This is a genomic window from Micromonospora hortensis, from assembly GCF_022230935.1.
GTDB lineage: Bacteria > Actinomycetota > Actinomycetes > Mycobacteriales > Micromonosporaceae > Micromonospora > Micromonospora hortensis.
This window is the reverse complement of record NZ_JAKKFE010000015.1, coordinates 28,231-46,420: the sequence shown is the minus strand read 5'-3', so window position 1 is coordinate 46,420 and position 18,190 is coordinate 28,231. Positions and strand designations below refer to the sequence as shown.

Sequence of the window (18,190 nt, the reverse complement as noted above, 5' to 3'; positions counted from 1 at the left end):
CCACAGTCACCCCGACGGCGGACCACCAGCAGCACGCATCGACCTCGTGTCCACGCTCCCAGTCTCGCACGCAAATAGCCTTCGCGGAATACCGTCCGGCTGGAGCCGCGTAGTGCCACTCGCCGAGAGGCGACCTGCACACCGACACCAGCGGACGGACCGGCCTGGCCGAGAGGGCCGAGCAACATCACCCTCGCCCTCCTTCGCCCCCGCTACGTCGTTGCCTCCCTTTGCTCTGCACCCGCCCTTTGCTCTGCACCCGCCCGCGCACCACCTACCGAGCGTGACTGTCGCCTGGGCGGGTGCAGAGCAAAGGAGGATTCGAGGGGCTGTCGGCCGAGAGCGCAGGCCGCCACCGGGGTGACGTTTGACCGATTCCGCCCCGGGTAGCTGATCGACGTGACCGACGACGCATCTGTGGCCGGCGAGCCGGACACCCAGGCCCTCGACGACCTGCTCGACGACATCTTCCGGGCGCAGGAGCGGGTCACCCAGGCGGAGATCTATCGCCGGGCGGTGGCCGCCGAGCTTCCACCGGACCTGCTCGCCCGCATCGACGCGCTTCCCGAGGGCGAGTACGCGGTGGACGAGGCCAGCGACCTGCTAGGCGGTTCCATCGGCTGAGCGACCTGGGCGGCGCCATCGCGTGAATGACCGCAGGAGGGACATCGACATGACGCACCACGAGGACCACGACGAGAAGGTGCCGGCGCTGGGTCAGCCCCCGAAGGGCAGGGACACCACACCCGAGCCGGACTTCGCCAACGAGCACGACCGCACGGCGGTGGATCGGAACATCATCACCGGGGCGGACGAGGACGAACGGGAGCCGGAGTCGCCGCACGGTTGGTCCGGCATGCAACGTTGAGGCGTACGCGAAAGGGGGGCCGGTGTCTGCCGGCCCCCCTTTCCCGTCCCGCTGGTCAGTCGTCGTCCTGGTGCCCACCCTCGGCGGCCTGTTGAGCCGTCGCGTACGCCATCTGGAGGAAGTCGGACGCGGCGACCGCCGTCAGCGCGGTGGCCACCAGGCGGGTGAGCCGGGGCGCGAGCACCAGGCCACCGGTCAGCCCGGTGGCCACCCAGACCGCCAGGCAGAACGGGCAGCTCAGCAGCTCGCCGATGGCGTGCCGGGTGGGGCTGCCCGAGTCGCGCACCTGCTCCATCACCTCGCCGCTGCCGATCGGACGGTCATAGCGGGTGAACGGCGCCCGCAACGGGCTGGTCACCGCGTCCTTCGACAGCAACCGGCTCAGTTTGTGCGTGGCGATGGAGAGCAGCACCACGTCGGACGGCGCGGGACGCTCCGGCACCGGACGGCCGGTCGCCTTGACCAGACCGGCGAGAGCCCCGGTCACCCCGGCGTAGGCGCCCATCGCCACCAGGTAGCCGCCGAGCGGCCGGTGCTCGTGCGGCGCGTACGCCCGGCGCAGCCGGGCCGCCTTCTGTCGCAGGCCAGTGTCGCTCACCCGATCTCCTCAACTGTCGTGGTGGTGCGGGAACGACGTCCCGCGCGGCCGGCTCAGCCGGCCTGGAGGTTGTCGGCGACCTCGCGTGCCAGGTTGGTGAGCGCCTCGTCGGCCAACTGGTCCGGACCGGGCCCGCCGGACCCGTCGGCGAGGTCGAGTTGGATTCGGGCACCACCGGAATCCGCCGGCTCCACCCGGATTTCGGCGGACCAGTCGTCGGCGTCGCCGTCGCCCCAGCGGGCGCGCAGCTCCTCACCACTGATCTCCGCGGCGGGGCTGCCGTCTCCGCGCAGCGGCTCCGGCAGCCAGGCCGAGGCACGGTCGGGGTCGGTGGCCGTGCTGAAGACCACCTCGGGTGGCGCGGACATGCCGCGCACGGCGCGCGCCGGCATCACGCGTCCCGCAGGCGGCTGGGATCGACCTCGCGACCCGGGTGGCGGGCCAGGTACTCGGTCTCCAGCTCCGCCGTGCGCCGCAGGTGGTTCGCGAGTGCGGAGTCCGCCGCGTGCCGCAGCGTGTCCAGACGGGTGCGGTGCAGGCTGTGCATCTCGCGGATCAGGTCCTCGTCGGTCAGCTCCGTCGGGTCGATGCCGAGCAGGTCGCCGTCGAGGCCGGGAGCGCCGGCCGGGTCGCCGAGCTGATCGCCGCCCCACTCGGGCACCCGCTGCTCCGGGCTCATATCCGCACTGCCGCTGGACGCAAAGCCGTCCCCACGTACCGATCCGGTCATGATCGCCCCCCTTGATCTCGTTTGGGCTGGCGTCTAGACGATTGCCCAGGCGCGGTGATGCCAAACCAAGCCGGCGAGGCGACGACTACGACACGGTGTCGGAGACCGGTAGCGCCCCCGGTACCCTCAATGTCATGAGGCGGCTCTGGACCCCGGCGTGGATCGCACGCCACGTGGCCATGGTCGTGCTGGTCGTGGGCTTTCTCGGGCTGGGCTGGTGGCAGATCAGCCGGGCCACCGCCGGCAACAGCCTGAGCTGGGGGTACGCGGTCGAGTGGCCGATCTTCGCCGGCTTCGTGGTCTACGTCTGGTGGCGTGAGGTGAAGCTGGCCCGCCGCAAGGCGGCGGAGGCCGACGCGCCGCCCGCGGATCCGGCCGTCGAGCCGGCGCCGACGGTCACCACCGGGTCCCGACCGGCGGTACGCCGCCCGGTGCGGGTGTCCCGGGTACCGGCCACCGGCGATGTCGTCGAGGACACCGATCTGGCCGCCTACAACCACTACCTGTCATGGTTGAACGCCAATCCGGGCGCCCGGCCCGGTGACTATCCCGGCTGAGCCGGGCTCGGAAGGACGGACGAAGGTGGGCGCTGCCCTTACCCGGTACCGCGTGATCGCCTGGATCGTGGGCGTGGTGCTGATCCTGCTGGTCGTGATCGGCATGCCGCTGAAGTACGCGTTCGACAACCCGGTCGTCGTGGAGACCATCGGGCCGGCGCACGGCTTCCTCTACATGATCTACCTGGTGGCCGCGTTCGACCTGAGCCGCCGAGCCGACTGGCCGCTGAAGCGGATGCTGCTGGTGATGCTGGCCGGCACGGTGCCGTTCGTCTCGTTCTACGCCGAGCGCCGGGTCAGCGCCTGGGTGGCCGCGCCGCAGCAGGCACGGACTCCGGAGCCGATCGCCCGCTGAGCTTGCCTGGACGGCCGGTGGGCCCAACGCGGCTCCGGCCCACCGCCGTCGGGTCATCGGTTGGGCCGCCACGGGTCCGCTCCGGCGAGCGGGTCGACCCAACTGCCGTAGCGGTTGACCTCCCGGGCCCGCAGCAGCGACCGGGTGACCTGGCCGAACTGCCGTTCGTCGTCGGCGCTGAACAGCAGCACCTCCGAGCCCTGGTACCACCCCCACAGTTCGTGCGGCGGTGGGCGCCAGCGATCGCCGACCAGGGCGAGAGCGGCCGGGAGCAGGAACACCGCGCCGAGGATCAGGTACGCCCCGGCGGTGAGGCGGTGCAGACCGCCGGTGAAGCCGAGGAGCACCCCCACACCGCCGAGCATGCTGGCGGTGATGACAACGGCCCGGACGGCGATCCGGTCGTGCGGACCCCGGGTGGTACGCAGATGGGTCAGGTCGGCGATCCGGTAACTGTTCCGACCGACGGTGAACCTGTCGACGGTCACGATGATGCCGGGCCGCGCGTACAGCAGGGTCGACCGAGCGCCCGGCACCGTTCGCGGGGGTCGCGTCTTTGCGCCTTCACGATTCACGGTTCCTCCCGAAGGGGACGGTTGGCCGAGTGGCCCCGTCGGCGATTCATCGCTGCCTGTTGACGGGATTCCCGGCTCCGGACTTCATTGTGTTGCGGCGCCGCCAGTCGACCTGGGCATTTACCGGGTCCCGACAGCTCGCCACCACCGGGTGACATCGCCGAGAAACCGCATCCATTTCAGCTTTTATCGGTTATGGCGGCTAGGAATCCGGCGGCATACGCCCGGAACGACGAAAGTCGCATATCCGTCAGTAGGCCGCCAAAAGGGCGATGTTCCCTCGCTCGCAGGTGTCATCAGCCACGATGGCGCCACCCAGCGCAGGCGCCCGACCCGCAACTCTCCCAACTTTCGCCCCTGCTTCAACTGCGAGCGACATCCGTCCCGGGTTAGGTTGGGCGAGCCGGTCCGGCCCAGTGCCGTCCGCCCGGATGGCCCCGGCCGGTGTCGTCGAGGGCGTCAGCAGCCCCGACGGCCGTGGGAGAGGGGCCTTCCGCTCTTGTCATCCCTGAGAAATCTGCTGCGCACCGTGGCGCTGGTCGGCATGTCGGCCGCGCTGATCGCCCCGACGGCGGTGGCCCAGGCCGAGCCGTCCCCCGCCGACCTGACCCGCCGGATCGAGACGTCCTCGGCCGAGTTGGAGCGGGTCGTCGAGTCCTACAACAAGTTGCGTGAGGAGATCAAGACAAACGAGGCCGCCGTGGCCCGATTACAGACCCGCATCGGCCCGCTCGAACAGCAGGTCGAGCAGAGCCGAGCCGACGTGGCGGAACTCGCCTCCACCGCGTACAAGAGCGGCGGTCTGCGCACCGCGGACGCATTGCTCCGTCCCGGCGGCTCGGCCGCACTGCTGGACCGGCTCGGCACGATCGAGCAGTTGACCCGTCAGCGGCAGGAGCGCATCTCCGGCTTCACTGCCGACCAGCAGCGGCTGCTCGACGAGAAGGCACGCCTGGGCGCGACCCTGACCCGGCAGGCCGCACAGGCTCGTCAGCTCGCCGCGGGTAAGAAGCAGATCGAGCAGGACCTGGCCAAGCTGTACGAGCTGCGCCGGCAGGCGTACGGGGCCGCCACCGAGCGACCCGAGCCCAGGGCGGCGACGAGCGAGGCCAAGAACGTGCCCGCCGTGTCCGGTGCTGCCGGAACGGCGGTGCGTTACGCGTTCGGCGCGATCGGCAAGCCGTACGTCTGGGCGGCCGACGGGCCGAACGGTTACGACTGTTCCGGCCTGACCTCGGCTGCCTGGCGGGCGGCCGGGAAGTCCCTGCCGCACAACACCCGGATGCAGTGGAGCGCTGTCGCCCACATCGGGCGGGGCGAACTGCGCCCCGGCGACCTGGTCTTCTACAGCGGGCTCGGGCACGTCGCCCTCTACGTGGGCGACGGTCAGGTGATCGACGCGCCCAGCGCCGGTCGCAACGTGCTCAAGCGTGGCATGAACATGATGTCCATCCAGGGTTACGGCCGGGTGCGCTAACCACCATCGGAAACGGCGAACGGCCGGCGTCCCCCTATCGGACGCCGGCCGTTCGCCGTCATTACTACCAGGTCAGGCTGCTTGCAGCCCCTCCGCCCGGGCCAGCTCGCGGAGCCGGCCGAGGGCCTGGATCTCCAGCTGTCGGATCCGCTCGCGGGACAGCGAGAAGCGGGACGCTACCTCGGTGAGCGAGTGCTCCCGGCCGTCCTCCAGCCCGTAGCGGGCCCGCATGATGCCGGCGGACCGGTCGTCGAGGTGGTTGAGCAGCCCTTCGATGCGCTGCCGCTCCAGGCCGCTGAGGACGATGTCCTCCGGCGACGGCGCGTCACTGTCGGCGACCAGGTCACCGAGGTTCGTGTCGCCGTCGTCGCCCACCGGGGTGTCCAGCGAAACGGTGTCCTGCGACCAGCGGCGCAGCTCGTTCACCCGCTCGACGGTGACGCCGAGGGCGTTGGCGATCTGCTCCGGCTCCGGGTCGCTGCCCAACTCACGGGTCAGCTGCCGGGCCACGTTGCGCATCCGGTTGACGTCCTCCACCAGGTGCACCGGCAGACGGACGGTGCGCTCCTGCTGGGCGATCGCCCGGCTGATCGCCTGCCGGATCCACCAGGTGGCGTAGGTGGAGAACTTGTAGCCGCGCTCGTAGTCGAACTTCTCGACCGCCCGGACGAGGCCGGTGTTGCCCTCCTGGATCAGGTCCAGCATGGGCATCCCCGAGCGCACGTAGCGCCGGGCGATCGACACGACCAGTCGGAGGTTGGCACGGATGAAGAGGTCCTTCGCCCGCTCGCCCTCGACGACCAGCCACTCCAGGTCGGCCCGGTCGACACCGGCGGGAACGGCTTCCTCACCGAGCAGGTGCTCGGCGTAGAGGCCGGCCTCGATCGCCTTGGAGAGATCGACCTCCTTGGCGGCGTCCAGCAGTGGCGTCCGGGAGATCTCGTGCAGGTAGACGCCGACCAGGTCGCGCTCCTCGGCAACCTCGTCGGTTCGCATGCCGATGTTCTTGTCCACGTTGCCCACGGTCCCCTCGCTCGCGCCGGTTGCCCGGTTCCTTGCCATTCCCCACACCTGTCGGCCCCTGGTAACTTCTGCTGTGCCCATCGGTGCTGACACCTACACAACAGATGAGACGTGTCGGGGATTCCTCGTCGTGAGTCGAAAGTGTCACGAATGCCTGAGTAGTAGCTGAGAGCACGATCCATGTTTGCTGTCAGCACCCCATCGGGCGGCTCGCCACTGGGCACCACGTACGGGTTACCGCACCATGGCAACACCGCCCGCCGTGGGGGCACAGCGACCCGGGTCACCACCGCGATGCGATCCTGGTCACTGCCAGATACGCACCGGTGCACCGGTCGGTTCATTCACGGGGGTGTTATTACCCCCCGGCCAGATGAACAATCCGAGGGCCGGTTCGCTTCCCGGTGCGGGTGGCGCTAGGAGGCGAGCAGGGCGAGGGCGCCGCGCACCTGGTCGGCCGAGCGGGCCAGCGCGGCACGGGCGGCGTCGATCTCGGCGCCCGAGACGAGGGCGACGAGCGCCGTCTTCAGGTCCCCGTCGGCCTCGGTGAGGGCTTGCCGGGAGAGCTCCTCCGAGCAACCGGTGGCCTCGACCAGGATCGAGATCATTCGTCCCCGGAGTTTCGCGTTGGTGGCCACCATATCGATCATGAGGTTCGAGTAGACCCGCCCCAGGCGCACCATGACGGCGGTCGAGAACGTGTTGAGGACCAGTTTCTGCGCTGTGCCCGCCTTCATCCGGGTCGACCCGGTGACCACCTCGGGTCCGGTGTCCACCCCGATGAACACGTCGACCGACCGGGCGGCCTCCGCCTCCGGATTGGCGCAGAGCAGCACCGTCGAGGCGCCCTTGGCGCGGGCCGCGGCAAGCGCCCCGAGGACGTACGGGGTGCGTCCGCTTGCCGCCAGACCAACCACCAGGTCCCCGGCCCGTACACAACTGGCCGCTTCGACCGCGCCGCCCCGGTCGTCGTCCTCGGCGTCCTCGACGGCCCGCCACATCGCGTCCGGGCCCCCGGCGAGGTGCGCGCAGAACCAGTGTCGGGGCGAGTTGAAGGTGGGGGCCAGTTCGGCCGCGTCGAGCACGCCCAGTCGGCCGGAGGTGCCGGCCCCGAAGTAGTGCACCCGGTGACCGCCGCGTAGCGCCGCGACCGCCAGGTCGACGGTGGTGGCGATCTCGTCGAGCACCGCGGCGACCGCCGCGGGCACCCGCCGGTCCGCCTCGTTGATCACGGTGAGCACGTCCCGGGTCGACATCAGGTCGAGGTCGACGCTGAGCGGGTTACGCCGTTCGGTGGGGGCACCCACCCGGACCGTGGGGCGAGCGGGCCGTGCGGGCATCTCCGCACCGGCCGTCATGCCCGCCTCCGGTTGGCACCCACCCGGTGCGACTGGACCGCCTCGGCGGTCGCCTCCAGGGCCTTGCGGGCCCGGGCCCGGTTGCGGGCGGCCACCCCGACGAAGAGGCAGTCGACCACTGTGAGCTGGGCCAGCCGGCTGGCCGTCGCGCCGGAGCGGTAGGTGGTCTCCCGTGCCGCCGTGGTCAACACGAAGTCCGCCACGTCGGTGATCGGCGAGCGCGGGAAGTTGGTCAGCGCCACTGTCGCGGCACCGCGGGTGCGGGCCTGCTCCAGCACCTCGATCACGTCGGAGGTGGTGCCGGTGTGCGAGATGCCGATCGCCACGTCGCCCCGGCCCAGGAGGGCGGCCGACGTCAGCGCGGTGTGCACGTCCGGGAAGTAGAAGGCGATCCGGCCGATGCGGTGCAGCTTCTGCTGGAAGTCCGAGGCGACGAACCCGCTGGCGCCGGCGCCGTAGATGTCGATCCGGCCGGCACCGCTGATCGCCTCGACCACCTGCTCGCAGATGGCGGGGTCGAGTTGCTCGGCGGTCTCCTCGACGGCGCGGGCGTCGTTGAACGCGATGGTGGCGATGATCTGGGCGAGGTCGGCACCGGGCGGGATGTCACCGCCCACCACTCGGGCGTCTGGCGGCTCGATGCGGCGGGCGGCCTCGGCGGCGAGGCGGATGCGCAGCTGGGGGTAACCGTCCATGCCGACCGAACGGCAGAACCGGATGACTGTCGCCTCGGATGTCTCGGCCGCGGTGGCGAGGTCGGTGATTGTCCGCCGGGCGGCGGCCGCCGGGTCGGACACGACCAGCCGGGCGACCCGCTGCTCGGCGGGCGACAGCGATGGCAACAGCCCGCTGATGTGGACGATCAGCCCACCGGGCTCGTGACTCGCAGAAATCTTCGGACTCTTCGCCACGGATGAAACTTACTTTCAGCAGGCGTGAGCGTCAACTATGACTGTCCGAGGTGGGGGGAAACTTCGATCGCCGGGATCACCGGTCCCGCACAGCCTGCCACCTTCCCAGGATCGCCGCCTCATCCGCCGGGTCGAGTCCACCCTGCCGGACGGCCGCCGGGTGTGCGGCCATCCAGGACGCTGTCGCCCGAACGGTGTCGGCCAGCGGACGGACCGTCAGACCCGCCTCCAGAGCCGGCCGGACGTCCCGGTCCATCAGGCCGGCGGTCTCCGGCAGCCGCACCCAGAGCGGCAGCGCCCGCTCCCCCGACCACTCGCGGACGTCCTGGGACAGCAGGAACTCCTGGTCGACCCAGGTGAACACCGGATCGGCGACGCCAAGCCCGGCGGCCACCCCGGCCAACAGATCGGCCCGGGACATCGCCGGACCGGTGCCGTCGTACGTGCCGCCAAGGCGGGTGCCGGCGGCGTGCAACAGCCAACGCGCCAGATCGGCGACGTCCACGAACTGCACCCGGTCAGTCGGCTGCCCGGGGGCCAGCACCTCGCCACCGGCCGACAGCCGCCGCACCCAGTACGGGAAACGGTCGCTCGGATCCTCCGCGCCGACGATCAGCCCCGCCCGACAGATGAACGAACGGTCCACGCCGACCCGCTCCCGGACCAGTTCCTCGATGCTCACCTTGCACTCGCCGTACCAGCGGTGGTCCGGGCCGACCGGACCGTCCACGTCCGGCGGGGCCGGTACCAGGATCGGCGCGTCGGCAGCGGTCTGACCCGGGGTGGCGTGGTCCGCGTACACCGAGATCGTCGACACGAACGACCAGTGGCCGACGTGGTCGGCGAGCGCGCTGAGCGCGTGCCGGGCGTGGCTGATCTGGCGGGTCACGTCGACCACTGCGTCGAAGCCGTCGGCGGCGAGCGGGACGAGCGAGTCGGGATCATCGCGGTCGGCCACCACGAAGCGCACCCCGTCCGGCACGGCGCCGGACACACCCCGGGCCGCGCAGGTCACCTCGTGACCCTGTTCGACGGCGAGCCGTGCCGTGGCCCGGCCGAGAAACTGGGTGCCACCGAGAATGAGGATCCGCATCCGCCGATCCTGCGCCCTCAAGGCTCGAACGACCCCACCAATCTGCCCACGGCAGACCGCGATCATGAAGTTGTCACCACTCGGATCGGCGTGTCACGGCAACAACTTCATGATCGACGGAGGGGCCCGAAGGAGGCGTGGGGGCACTAGCGTGGGGTTCATGGGACAGGGCAGCGTTCTGGTGACCGGGGGGTTCGGGGGGCTTGGCGGGGCGGTCGTCACCGCGTTCGTCGAGGCGGGCTGGCGGGTGGTCGTACCGGATCGGAAAGCCCGGCCCGGGTCGGAGCCGGCGACGGCCGGACTGGTCCGCGTGCTCGCGGACCTGGGCGAGCCGGCGGGCGCGGCGCGGGCGGTCGAGGCCGCGGCCGGCGAACCGGCGGCACCGCTGCGCGCGGTGGTCAACCTCGTCGGGGGGTACGCCAGCGGCGGGTTGGTGCACGAGACCCCGGTCGAGGAGTTCGAGCGGATGCTCACCGTCAACCTGCGGCCGACCTACCTGGTCACCCAGGCAGCGCTCCCGCACCTGGTGTCGTCCGGCGGCGGCGCGGTGGTCTGCGTCTCGGCCCGCGCGGCGGTCACCCCGTTCCGCGGCGCGGCCGGCTACTCGACGGCCAAGGCGGCGGTGCTGGCCTTCGCCAACGCGGTCGCCGTGGAGTACCGGTCGCAGAACGTGCGCTGCAACACCGTGTTGCCCAGCGTCATCGACACCCCGGCGAACCGGGCGGCCCAGCCCGACGCCGACCATTCCCGCTGGGTGACCCCGGCCGAGATCGCGCCGGTGATCCGGTTCCTCGCGTCGGCCGATTCCGCCCCGACCAGTGGTGCCACGGTGCCGGTCTACGGGCGGGCCTGAGCCACCACCGGGCCGACGTCCTCTCCGCTCGAGGCGGACGGCGGTAGCCAGGTCTCCAGGTGCGCCTGGATCTGCTCGGTCACCTCCTCGGCCGGGCGGCCCGCGTCCACCAGCACGAAGCTGGGGTACTCGGGCAGTGCCCGGTAGGCGGTGTCGGCTGCGGTCAGCCACCCCATCGTCTCGTGGTCGGTGCCGCGTTCCTCGATGCGCCGGTACGCCTCCGCCGGGTCGACGGCGAGCAGGAAGGTCACCTGCGGCGTCGGGAACAACCGGTAGCCGGCCCGGGCGAGCCGCTCCCAGCGCTGCCCGCCGTGCGCCCGGATGCTCGCGTACTGGCACGCCGAGTAGCGATCCATCACCGCCGTCCGGCCGGTGAGCAGACAGCTGATCAGTGCGATGGCGATGGCCAGCCAGCGCAGCACCGACTCCACGGCCAGCACGCCGTCGCGACCGACGAGCCGTTGCGCGTCCGGCCGGCCGAGGCGTTGGGCGAGCCGACCGAGCCAGCGGCGGCCACTGGCGTTGCGGCGGTAGGTGGCGGGGCGTCCGGCGGCGGTCAGCGCGTCGGCCAGCCGGTGTGCCTGCGTGGTCTTGCCCGAACCGTCGATCCCGATCAGGGCGACGGTGCGCAATCGGGCCTTGCGTCGTCGCATCCCCGATGATCTGGCCACTCTCCACAGGTTATCCGACCCACGCACTTGGTCCGCGAGGTTTGTGGTGCTTCATCCCTGTTGACGCCCGACCGAGACACCAGCAGGTGTGGACGACCTGAATGCCGGGTACCGGAGTTTGAAATCCAACCGCCGGTCCACCAACACGACGACGGAGGAACCAGATGGCTGAGCGCGGAGACGAGAGTCTGGTGCACACCCTCAAGAAGGTCGCCGCCGTGCTCAAGCAGTCCGAGATTCCGTTCGCCCTGGGCGGCAGCTTCGCGGTCTACGCCCACGGGGGCCACTCCAGCGATCACGACGTCGACTTCCTGATCCGGGAGGCCGACGTGGACGAGGCACTGGAGGCCCTGGTGGCGGCCGGCTTCGTCGCCGAGCATCCCCCGGAGGACTGGCTGGTGAAGGTGTTCGACGACGGCCGGATGGTGGACCTGATCCATCGGCCGATCGAGACGCCGGTCACCGAGGAGACGTTCGCCGACACTGTCATCCGACCGGTGGACGCGATTCGCATGCCGGTGCTGTCCGCGACCCAGCTGATGGTGCACAAACTGCTCAGCTTCTCCCAGCACTACTGCGACTTCGCCCGCGGTCTGCCACTGGCCCGCTCGCTGCGGGAGCAGATCGACTGGGAACGGGTACGCAAGGAGACGCAGCACTCGCCGTACGCCGAGGCGTTCCTGGTGCTGCTGGACCGGCTGGAGGTGGTGCCGGCCGCCGGCACCCAGCCAGGAGAGGGGACATCGTGACCCATCATCGCGACATCGACGCCGGGCCACCGGACGAGTACGTCGAGGCGGAGATCCAACGGCTGCTCGTCGAGGACCCGGCCGTCGCCGAACAGGGGATCACAGTGGTTCGACGGGAACGCGCCCTCGTGCTCTACGGCGAGGTGGAGAGTCCGCACCGGCGGGACGAGATCCTGCGTCGGGTGTCCGAGCGCTTTCCGGACGTGCCGGTCACCAGCGACATCGGGGTGATCCGCGCCCAAGCGCCCACGGAGATCGAGCAACTGCCCTGAGGGAGGTTCCATGGTGATCCGGATTGCCGCTGTGGGCGACGTGCATCTGGACGAGGACGTGGTCGGCCGGTTCCGACCGGCGCTGGAGGAGTTGCCGGAGTGCGCCGACGTGCTGCTGCTGGCCGGGGACCTGACCCGGCACGGCACCGAGGCCGAGGCGCGCTGCGTGGCCGAGGAGTTCGGTGGGTTGGCCGTACCGGTGGTGACAGTGCTGGGCAACCACGACCACCAGTGTGACCAGGTGCCACAGGTGGTCAAGGTGCTGGAGGACGCGGGCATCACAGTGCTGGAGGGCAACGGCGTCGTGCTGGACTGCGCGGGTGGCCGACTCGGCATCGCCGGCGTCAAGGGCTTCGGCGGCGGGTTCGCCGGTCGGTGCGCCAGTGACTTCGGCGAGCCGGAGATGAAGGCCTTCGTGCGGACCACCACCGACAGCGCGGACCGTCTCGGTGCGGCGCTGCGCTCGCTGGACTGCGACATGCTGGTCGCGCTCACCCACTACTCGCCGGTGCCGGACACGCTGGCCGGCGAGCCGTTGGAGATCTACCCGTTCCTGGGGTCGTACCAGTTGGGGCAGGCGATCGACTCGGCGCCCACGGCGCTCGCCGTGCACGGGCACGCGCACGCCGGGACCGAGCGCGGCACGACCCCCGGCGGGGTACGTGTCCGCAACGTCGCGCACCCGGTGATCAAGCAGGCGTACAGCGTCTTTCACGTTGGCGATCAACTCGACACCGACCAGGTTTCCCCGATCGGCCAGTCGGGTAGTCAGAGGTCATGGAGCTGATTCTCTGGATTCTCGCAGTCGTACTCGTGGTCGCCGGCATCCTCGCGCTGTTCCGCCGGCAGATCCTGTGGGGCATCGTCCTCATCGTCGTCGGGCTGTTGGTCGGCCCGGGTGGTGTCAGCATTTTCAATTAGCGCTCGTACGCCTCAACACCGGGACCCGCCGGGGTCGCCGCGACCGGAGCTTCGTCCTCCCGACAGAAGCACCGGCCGTGGCGATCCCGGCGCTTTTTCGTGCGTGGCCGGCCCCGTGAACCGCCCTCCCGCTCGGCGGTTTGAGCCGACAGCGAGAGGAAATATCTCGACCATGGAGACATCTCAGGAGGCACCGGCCACCTCCGGGCGGCGAGCGTGGTGGGCCCTCGCCGGTTTCGCGGCGGCGGTCTTCGTGGCGGCCGCGATCGGCGGACTCGGCGTGCAGGGCGCCACCGAGGAGTACGCGAACCTGCGGCAGCCCGGCTGGGCCCCGCCCTCGTGGCTCTTCGGCCCGGTCTGGTCGCTGCTCTACGCGCTGATCGCGGTGGCCGGCTGGCTGGTGTGGCGGCGGGTCGGCTTCTCCCCCGCCCTCTGGGCGTGGGCCGCCCAACTGGTGCTCAACGCGATCTGGACCCCGCTGTTCTTCGGCGCGGGGCAGTACGGGCTGGCGTTCGCCGAGATCGTGCTGATGTGGCTGGCGATCGGGCTCACAGTGGTGCTGTTCGCCCGGGTGTCCCGGGTGGCGGCGGCGCTGATGCTGCCGTACTGGGCCTGGGTCACCTTCGCCGCCGCGCTGAACCTGTCGATCTGGCAGCTGAACAACTGACCGACCGGTCCCCGGCGGCGGTGGCCGCCGGGGACCGTGGCCGGATCAGCAGCGGGGAACGCCGGGGATGTAGCCGTCGGAGCCGGTGTACACGTACGCGTCGGCGATGTAGCGGCCGGAGCCGATCCGGTCCCAGATCGAGCTGGTGCCGTACGTGCCGGTGACAGTGGTGCCGCTGGTCTGGCAGGCGATGGTCACCCGGGCGCCGTCGGCGACGGTGCCCACCGAGGCGTACCCGGTGCCGGGGCCGGAGCGGACGGTCAGCGCCGTGCCGCTGGTGTCGACAGTGCCGTTGCCGCTGCCCGAGGAGCACCCGTTGTTACTGGTGTAGCTCTTGGTGCCCCAGTACAGCGCGAGAGTGCCGTTGAAGCGGACCTGGATGTCGGCGCCGTTGAGGCGCTGCTCGTAGTGCAGGTGGGGGCCGGTCGATCCGCCGGTGGTGCCGACCCAGCCGAGCACCTTGCCGTACCCGACCGTCTGCCCGACCGAGACGTTGAAGCCGTTGAGGTGCGCGTAGTAGGTGCTGTAACCGCCGCCGTGGTTGATCCGGACGTACTTGCCGTAGCTGGTGCCACCGAGGTCGGTCACCCGGTCGACGGTGCCGGGGGCGCTCGCCACCACCGGGTCGCCCTGATCGTCGGTGCGGTTGAAGTCGACGGCGTTCGCCGGGCTGTGACCCGATCGAGTCTGCCCGGACCAGGACTGGCCGCACGGGAACGGCACCTTGAAGGTCGGCGCGGCCAGCGCCGGGCTGGCTGGCGCCAGGACTCCCCCGACGATGAGACCCGTCACCAGCAGGCTGATCCACCGCTTTCGCATACAGCTCCTCCTATGTCGAAAACCTTCGATACGAGGTGTCCAGCCTGACAGATATCGTCAATCTTCGAAAGAGTCCCCAGCTTGTCGCCGGGAGCGCGCCCACCAGGCAGACCGCAGGTTTCCGGATTGTTACTCGCTCGTGTCTGACAGGGGGTGGACCGGGCCGGATGCAAGCGCTTACATGTGTGCACGCCCAATCGGACCGGCGACGGGTCACCAGCACGACCGCGCCGGCTAGGAAGGAGGACGGCATGGCGGTCTTTACCAGACCACGCCAGGCCTTCGTGATCGCCGGTGTAATCGGGCTGGCGCTCAGCGCCACCGCCTGCGGTACCGGCGACGACAAGAAGAGCAGCAAAGCGGGCTCCGCGGAGTGCGCCGCATACGACAAGTACCAGGGCCACGACGGCAAGAAGGTCTCCATCTACGCGTCCATCCGTGACGCCGAGGCCGACCTGCTCGAGCGGTCGTGGTCGCAGTTCACCGAGTGCACCGGCATCGAGATCGACTACGAGGGCAGCGGCGAGTTCGAGGCGCAGCTCCCCGTCCGGGTCGACGGTGGCAATGCCCCCGACATCGCCTTCGTGCCGCAGCCGGGCCTGGTGAAGCGTTTCGCGGACGCCGGCAAGCTGAAGTCCCTCGGCGCCGACACCAAGGCCCTCGCCGAGCAGAACATGCCGGCCGACTGGCTGAAGTACGGCACCGTGAACGGGACGCTCTACGGCGTGCCGCTCGGCGCCAACGTGAAGTCCTTCGTCTGGTACTCGCCGAAGACGTTCAAGGAGAAGGGCTGGGAGGTCCCGACCACCTGGGACCAGCTCATCGCCCTGAGCGACAAGATCGCCGCCAGCGGCACGAAGCCGTGGTGCGCGGGCGTCGAGTCCGGTGACGCCACCGGCTGGCCGGCCACCGACTGGATCGAGGACGTGGTCCTGCGGACGCAGGGTCCCGAGGTCTACGACCAGTGGACCACCCACGCCATCCCGTTCAACGACCCGAAGATCGTCGACGCGGTCGACCGCGCCGGCAGCATCCTCAAGAACGACAAGTACATGAACGGCGGCTTCGGCGGCGTCAAGAGCATCACCACCACCGCCTTCCAGGAGGCGGGCCTGCCGGTGACCACCGGCAAGTGCGCGATGCACCGACAGGCGTCGTTCTACGCCAACCAGTTCCCCGAGGGCACCAAGGTGGCCGAGGACGGCGACGCGTTCGCCTTCTACTTCCCGGCCATCGACCCGTCCAAGGGCAAGCCGGTTCTGGGCGCGGGCGAGTTCGTCGTCGGCTACGCCGACCGTCCCGAGGTCCAGGCCGTGCAGACCTACCTGGTCTCGGCGGAGTACGTGAACAGCCGCGCGAAGCTCGGCAACTGGGTCACGGCGAACAACAAGCTGGACATCGCCAACGTCGCCAGCCCGATCGACAAGCTCTCCGTCCAGATCCTCCAGGACAAGACGGGCACCTTCCGCTTCGACGGATCCGACCTGATGCCGGCCGGCGTCGGCGCGGGAACGTTCTGGAAGGGCATGGTCGAGTGGCTGAACGGCAAGGCGACCGCCCCGGTGCTCCAGGGCATCGAGAGCAGCTGGCCTAAGTGATCCCCGACGGTGGCCCGGTCCGCTGACGCGGGCCGGGCCACCGGCCGAGGTGGACCCGGAAGGGAGGGTTGATGGAGTTCGACTTCGCCGATGAGCAGCCGAAGCTCCTCATGCTGATGTACGGGCTGGTTGCCTTCGTGCTGGTGGTGGGTGGTCTCCTACTGCTGCTCGACGTGGTGCCGGCCTGGTTCGCCCGGCGACGGGAGGCGCAGCTCGTCGCCGCCTCGGCGAGTGGTGCTCCACTTCCCCGTCGGCTCAAGCAGCGGGAGGGGATCTTCGCGCTCTTCTTCCTGCTGCCGACGCTGTTGCTGCTCACCATCGGTCTGGTCGTACCGGCCATCCGCACCGTGCTGCTCTCCCTGATGAACAGGACCAGCACCGAGTGGGTCGGGTTGGAGAACTTCGGCTGGATGTTCTCCGACGACGCGATCGTCCGGGTCCTGATCAATACCCTGATCTGGGTGCTCCTGGTCCCGCTGGTGGCGACCGGATTCGGCCTCATCTACGCCGTAATGGTGGACAAGGCCCGGTTCGAGGCGGTGGCCAAGTCACTGATCTTCCTGCCGATGGCCATCTCCTTCGTCGGCGCCAGCATCATCTGGAAGTTCGTCTACGCCTACCGAGGCGACGGCGACCAGATCGGTCTGCTCAACCAGATCGTGGTCAGCCTGGGCGGTGAGCCCAAGCAGTGGCTGCTCGAATCACCACTGAACACGCTGCTGCTGATCGTCATCATGGTCTGGATCCAGGCCGGCTTCGCCATGGTGGTGCTCTCCGCCGCGATCAAGGCGATCCCCGGCGACATCGTCGAAGCCGCCCGGCTCGACGGTGTCAGCCCGTGGCAGATGTTCTGGCAGATCACCATGCCGAGCATCCGACCGGCGCTGATCGTCGTGATGGTGACCCTCACGATCGCCACGCTCAAGGTCTTCGACATCGTCCGGACCTCGACGAACGGCAACTACGACACCAGCGTGATCGCCAACGAGATGTACAACCAGGCGTTCCGGTACAGCGAGAACGGGCGGGGTTCCGCGCTCGCGGTCTTCCTCTTCATCCTGGTCATCCCGGTCGTGATCTACCAGATCCGTAACCTCCGTCAACAGCGGGAGGGCTGAGATGACCACCGCAACGCCCACCGTCGCCGCCGGCACCCAGAAGACCGACGGCACCCCGACCAGCGCGGTCGGCCGGGTCCGCAAGCGATTGAACAGCCGCACCGCGACGCTCGTCTCGATCGTCATCGCGGTGGTCTGGACCATCCCGACCTTCGGTCTGCTCATCTCCTCCCTCCGCCCGGAGGACGAGATCAAGACCACCGGCTGGTGGACGGCCTTCACCAACCCGCAGTTCACCTTCGAGAACTACGAGCAGGTCCTGTTCGGGCGCTCGGCGTCCTCCGGGCAGCTCGCCGGTTCCTTCATCAACTCGCTGGCGATCACCATCCCGTCGGTGCTCTTCCCGCTCGCCTTCGCGGCCCTCGCCGCGTACGCGCTGGCGTGGATCAACTTCCGTGGCCGGGACTGGGTCTACATCGCGATCTTCGCGTTGCAGATCGTGCCGCTGCAGATGGCCCTGGTGCCGCTGCTGAGGTTCTTCTCCACCGGGGTCAGCCTCGGCGGCGTCACACTGATGCCGGCCTGGGACCTGGTCGACGAGCAGAAGTTCGCCCAGGTGTGGTTCGCCCACACCTGCTTCGCGCTTCCGTTCGCCGTCTTCCTGCTGCACAACTTCATCTCGCAACTGCCGGGGGACCTGATGGAGGCGGCCCGGGTCGACGGGGCCACCCACCCGAAGATCTTCCGCACCATCGTGCTGCCGCTGATCACCCCGGCGCTGGCGGCGTTCGGCATCTTCCAGTTCCTCTGGGTCTGGAACGACCTGCTGGTCGCGCTGATCTTCGCGGGCGGCGGCGACGAGACCGCTCCGCTCACCGTCCGGCTCGCCGAGATGGCCGGCACCCGCGGCAACGAGTGGCAGCGCCTGACCGCCGGTGCGTTCGTCAGCATCGTCGTACCGCTCATCGTGTTCCTGTCCCTGCAGCGCTTCTTCGTGCGAGGTCTGCTCGCCGGCAGCGTCAAGGGCTGACCCAGGC

General features: G+C 69.8%; 23 protein-coding genes and 1 pseudogene. 14 read left to right on the top strand and 10 right to left on the bottom strand.

Annotated features, from left to right (window positions below; translation table 11 throughout):
* Window positions 1-390: 390 nt before the first annotated feature.
* Both NIE111_RS12190 and NIE111_RS12185 read left to right on the top strand, forming a co-directional pair.
* A complete protein-coding gene (locus tag NIE111_RS12190; protein WP_274531013.1) occupies window positions 391-624 on the top strand; it encodes a hypothetical protein in 234 nt (77 codons plus the stop codon).
* Window positions 625-673: 49 nt separating this feature from the next.
* Window positions 674-868: a hypothetical protein gene (locus NIE111_RS12185; protein WP_238684513.1), complete on the top strand. Its 195-nt coding sequence runs from the start codon at window positions 674-676 to the stop codon at window positions 866-868.
* A 55-nt stretch (window positions 869-923) separates the two neighbouring features.
* Here the strand turns inward: NIE111_RS12185 and NIE111_RS12180 are convergent, their stop codons facing one another.
* Genes NIE111_RS12180 through NIE111_RS12170 form a run of 3 tightly spaced genes read right to left on the bottom strand, consistent with a single transcriptional unit; the run spans window position 924 to window position 2,199 of the window.
* Window positions 924-1,466, bottom strand: coding sequence for a DUF1360 domain-containing protein (locus NIE111_RS12180; protein WP_124858679.1), 543 nt, complete (start codon window positions 1,464-1,466; stop codon window positions 924-926).
* A gap of 53 nt (window positions 1,467-1,519) precedes the next feature.
* The gene (locus NIE111_RS12175; protein ID WP_238678168.1) at window positions 1,520-1,858 is read right to left on the bottom strand and encodes an SRPBCC family protein; all 339 of its coding nucleotides are present in this window, start codon (window positions 1,856-1,858) and stop codon (window positions 1,520-1,522) included.
* Window positions 1,858-2,199, bottom strand: a complete 342-nt coding sequence (locus NIE111_RS12170) for a DUF6158 family protein (protein ID WP_372488318.1) — start codon at window positions 2,197-2,199, stop codon at window positions 1,858-1,860. Before NIE111_RS12170 ends, NIE111_RS12175 begins: the two co-directional genes overlap by 1 nt.
* A 131-nt stretch (window positions 2,200-2,330) precedes the next feature.
* Here NIE111_RS12170 and NIE111_RS12165 point away from each other — a divergent pair, with 131 nt between their 5' ends.
* Window positions 2,331-2,753 carry a hypothetical protein gene (locus NIE111_RS12165; protein WP_238684511.1) on the top strand — a complete coding sequence of 141 codons (423 nt, stop codon included), beginning with the start codon at window positions 2,331-2,333 and terminating at the stop codon, window positions 2,751-2,753.
* 25 nt (window positions 2,754-2,778) lie between these two features.
* Entirely contained in the window at window positions 2,779-3,108 is a 330-nt protein-coding gene (locus tag NIE111_RS12160; protein WP_238684510.1) for a DUF3817 domain-containing protein, read from the top strand.
* Between the two features lie 53 nt (window positions 3,109-3,161).
* Here NIE111_RS12160 and NIE111_RS12155 read toward each other — a convergent pair whose 3' ends face one another.
* Window positions 3,162-3,683, bottom strand: coding sequence for a DUF6232 family protein (locus tag NIE111_RS12155; RefSeq protein WP_238684509.1), 522 nt, complete (start codon window positions 3,681-3,683; stop codon window positions 3,162-3,164).
* A gap of 499 nt (window positions 3,684-4,182) precedes the next feature.
* On the opposite strand from NIE111_RS12155, the gene NIE111_RS12150 reads away from it, so the two are divergent.
* On the top strand, window positions 4,183-5,160 hold the full coding sequence (locus NIE111_RS12150) for a C40 family peptidase (protein WP_238684508.1): 978 nt from the start codon (window positions 4,183-4,185) through the stop codon (window positions 5,158-5,160).
* 72 nt (window positions 5,161-5,232) lie between these two features.
* Here NIE111_RS12150 and NIE111_RS12145 read toward each other — a convergent pair whose 3' ends face one another.
* The 4 genes from NIE111_RS12145 to NIE111_RS12130 all read right to left on the bottom strand — a co-directional run bounded on the left by NIE111_RS12145 (window position 5,233) and on the right by NIE111_RS12130 (window position 9,545).
* Window positions 5,233-6,222: a sigma-70 family RNA polymerase sigma factor gene (locus tag NIE111_RS12145; protein ID WP_091405669.1), complete on the bottom strand. Its 990-nt coding sequence runs from the start codon at window positions 6,220-6,222 to the stop codon at window positions 5,233-5,235.
* Window positions 6,223-6,599: 377 nt separating this feature from the next.
* Window positions 6,600-7,541 carry an N-acetylmuramic acid 6-phosphate etherase gene (gene murQ, locus NIE111_RS12140; RefSeq protein WP_210784546.1) on the bottom strand — a complete coding sequence of 314 codons (942 nt, stop codon included), beginning with the start codon at window positions 7,539-7,541 and terminating at the stop codon, window positions 6,600-6,602.
* On the bottom strand, window positions 7,538-8,452 hold the full coding sequence (locus NIE111_RS12135; RefSeq protein ID WP_238684507.1) for a MurR/RpiR family transcriptional regulator: 915 nt from the start codon (window positions 8,450-8,452) through the stop codon (window positions 7,538-7,540). The genes murQ and NIE111_RS12135 overlap by 4 nt, the downstream gene beginning before the upstream one ends.
* A gap of 76 nt (window positions 8,453-8,528) precedes the next feature.
* Window positions 8,529-9,545: an NAD-dependent epimerase/dehydratase family protein gene (locus tag NIE111_RS12130; protein WP_238684506.1), complete on the bottom strand. Its 1,017-nt coding sequence runs from the start codon at window positions 9,543-9,545 to the stop codon at window positions 8,529-8,531.
* Between the two features lie 160 nt (window positions 9,546-9,705).
* Between NIE111_RS12130 and NIE111_RS12125 the strand changes: the two genes are divergently transcribed.
* On the top strand, window positions 9,706-10,398 hold the full coding sequence (locus NIE111_RS12125; RefSeq protein WP_238684505.1) for an SDR family NAD(P)-dependent oxidoreductase: 693 nt from the start codon (window positions 9,706-9,708) through the stop codon (window positions 10,396-10,398).
* Here the strand turns inward: NIE111_RS12125 and NIE111_RS12120 are convergent.
* Window positions 10,383-11,051 carry a dTMP kinase gene (locus NIE111_RS12120; RefSeq protein WP_238684504.1) on the bottom strand — a complete coding sequence of 223 codons (669 nt, stop codon included), beginning with the start codon at window positions 11,049-11,051 and terminating at the stop codon, window positions 10,383-10,385. The two genes, NIE111_RS12125 and NIE111_RS12120, sit on opposite strands and share 16 nt — an antisense overlap.
* Window positions 11,052-11,230: 179 nt before the next feature.
* On the opposite strand from NIE111_RS12120, the pseudogene NIE111_RS12115 reads away from it, so the two are divergent.
* The 5 genes and pseudogenes from NIE111_RS12115 to NIE111_RS12095 form a co-directional block, all read left to right on the top strand.
* A pseudogene (locus tag NIE111_RS12115) lies at window positions 11,231-11,818 on the top strand (nucleotidyltransferase); the annotation flags it as partial.
* Complete coding sequence (locus NIE111_RS12110; protein ID WP_238684502.1) at window positions 11,815-12,090, top strand: hypothetical protein; 276 nt, start codon at window positions 11,815-11,817, stop codon at window positions 12,088-12,090. The pseudogene NIE111_RS12115 and the gene NIE111_RS12110, both read left to right, overlap by 4 nt.
* 10 nt (window positions 12,091-12,100) lie before the next feature.
* A complete protein-coding gene (locus NIE111_RS12105) occupies window positions 12,101-12,877 on the top strand; it encodes a metallophosphoesterase family protein (RefSeq protein WP_091405690.1) in 777 nt (258 codons plus the stop codon).
* Window positions 12,868-13,011, top strand: a complete 144-nt coding sequence (locus NIE111_RS12100) for a GPGG-motif small membrane protein (protein ID WP_007464364.1) — start codon at window positions 12,868-12,870, stop codon at window positions 13,009-13,011. The genes NIE111_RS12105 and NIE111_RS12100 overlap by 10 nt, the downstream gene beginning before the upstream one ends.
* 172 nt (window positions 13,012-13,183) lie before the next feature.
* Window positions 13,184-13,678 (top strand): TspO/MBR family protein, encoded by a 495-nt coding sequence (locus tag NIE111_RS12095; protein WP_238684501.1) that lies wholly within the window; start codon window positions 13,184-13,186, stop codon window positions 13,676-13,678.
* A 45-nt stretch (window positions 13,679-13,723) separates the two neighbouring features.
* Here NIE111_RS12095 and NIE111_RS12090 read toward each other — a convergent pair whose 3' ends face one another.
* A complete protein-coding gene (locus NIE111_RS12090) occupies window positions 13,724-14,497 on the bottom strand; it encodes a M23 family metallopeptidase (RefSeq protein ID WP_238684500.1) in 774 nt (257 codons plus the stop codon).
* A gap of 251 nt (window positions 14,498-14,748) precedes the next feature.
* Between NIE111_RS12090 and NIE111_RS12085 the strand changes: the two genes are divergently transcribed.
* The 3 genes from NIE111_RS12085 (at window position 14,749) to NIE111_RS12075 (ending at window position 18,183) form a co-directional block, all read left to right on the top strand.
* Window positions 14,749-16,095 carry an ABC transporter substrate-binding protein gene (locus NIE111_RS12085; RefSeq protein ID WP_238684499.1) on the top strand — a complete coding sequence of 449 codons (1,347 nt, stop codon included), beginning with the start codon at window positions 14,749-14,751 and terminating at the stop codon, window positions 16,093-16,095.
* Between the two features lie 71 nt (window positions 16,096-16,166).
* The gene (locus NIE111_RS12080; RefSeq protein WP_238684498.1) at window positions 16,167-17,213 is read left to right on the top strand and encodes a carbohydrate ABC transporter permease; all 1,047 of its coding nucleotides are present in this window, start codon (window positions 16,167-16,169) and stop codon (window positions 17,211-17,213) included.
* Between the two features lies 1 nt (window position 17,214).
* Entirely contained in the window at window positions 17,215-18,183 is a 969-nt protein-coding gene (locus NIE111_RS12075) for a carbohydrate ABC transporter permease (protein WP_238684497.1), read from the top strand.
* Window positions 18,184-18,190 lie beyond the last annotated feature (7 nt).

What these genes read in the sequence shown, in the direction of transcription:
- NIE111_RS12185 (WP_238684513.1), top strand. Translation starts at nt 674, where the DNA reads ATGACGCACCACGAGGACCACGACGAGAAGGTGCCGGCGCTGGGTCAG.
- NIE111_RS12175 (WP_238678168.1), bottom strand. Translation starts at nt 1,858, where the DNA reads ATGCCGGCGCGCGCCGTGCGCGGCATGTCCGCGCCACCCGAGGTGGTC.
- NIE111_RS12165 (WP_238684511.1), top strand. Translation starts at nt 2,331, where the DNA reads ATGAGGCGGCTCTGGACCCCGGCGTGGATCGCACGCCACGTGGCCATG.
- NIE111_RS12145 (WP_091405669.1), bottom strand. Translation starts at nt 6,222, where the DNA reads ATGGCAAGGAACCGGGCAACCGGCGCGAGCGAGGGGACCGTGGGCAAC.
- murQ (WP_210784546.1), bottom strand. Translation starts at nt 7,541, where the DNA reads ATGACGGCCGGTGCGGAGATGCCCGCACGGCCCGCTCGCCCCACGGTC.
- NIE111_RS12130 (WP_238684506.1), bottom strand. Translation starts at nt 9,545, where the DNA reads ATGCGGATCCTCATTCTCGGTGGCACCCAGTTTCTCGGCCGGGCCACG.
- NIE111_RS12125 (WP_238684505.1), top strand. Translation starts at nt 9,706, where the DNA reads ATGGGACAGGGCAGCGTTCTGGTGACCGGGGGGTTCGGGGGGCTTGGC.
- NIE111_RS12120 (WP_238684504.1), bottom strand. Translation starts at nt 11,051, where the DNA reads ATGCGACGACGCAAGGCCCGATTGCGCACCGTCGCCCTGATCGGGATC.
- NIE111_RS12105 (WP_091405690.1), top strand. Translation starts at nt 12,101, where the DNA reads ATGGTGATCCGGATTGCCGCTGTGGGCGACGTGCATCTGGACGAGGAC.
- NIE111_RS12100 (WP_007464364.1), top strand. Translation starts at nt 12,868, where the DNA reads ATGGAGCTGATTCTCTGGATTCTCGCAGTCGTACTCGTGGTCGCCGGC.
- NIE111_RS12095 (WP_238684501.1), top strand. Translation starts at nt 13,184, where the DNA reads ATGGAGACATCTCAGGAGGCACCGGCCACCTCCGGGCGGCGAGCGTGG.
- NIE111_RS12090 (WP_238684500.1), bottom strand. Translation starts at nt 14,497, where the DNA reads ATGCGAAAGCGGTGGATCAGCCTGCTGGTGACGGGTCTCATCGTCGGG.
- NIE111_RS12085 (WP_238684499.1), top strand. Translation starts at nt 14,749, where the DNA reads ATGGCGGTCTTTACCAGACCACGCCAGGCCTTCGTGATCGCCGGTGTA.
- NIE111_RS12080 (WP_238684498.1), top strand. Translation starts at nt 16,167, where the DNA reads ATGGAGTTCGACTTCGCCGATGAGCAGCCGAAGCTCCTCATGCTGATG.
- NIE111_RS12075 (WP_238684497.1), top strand. Translation starts at nt 17,215, where the DNA reads ATGACCACCGCAACGCCCACCGTCGCCGCCGGCACCCAGAAGACCGAC.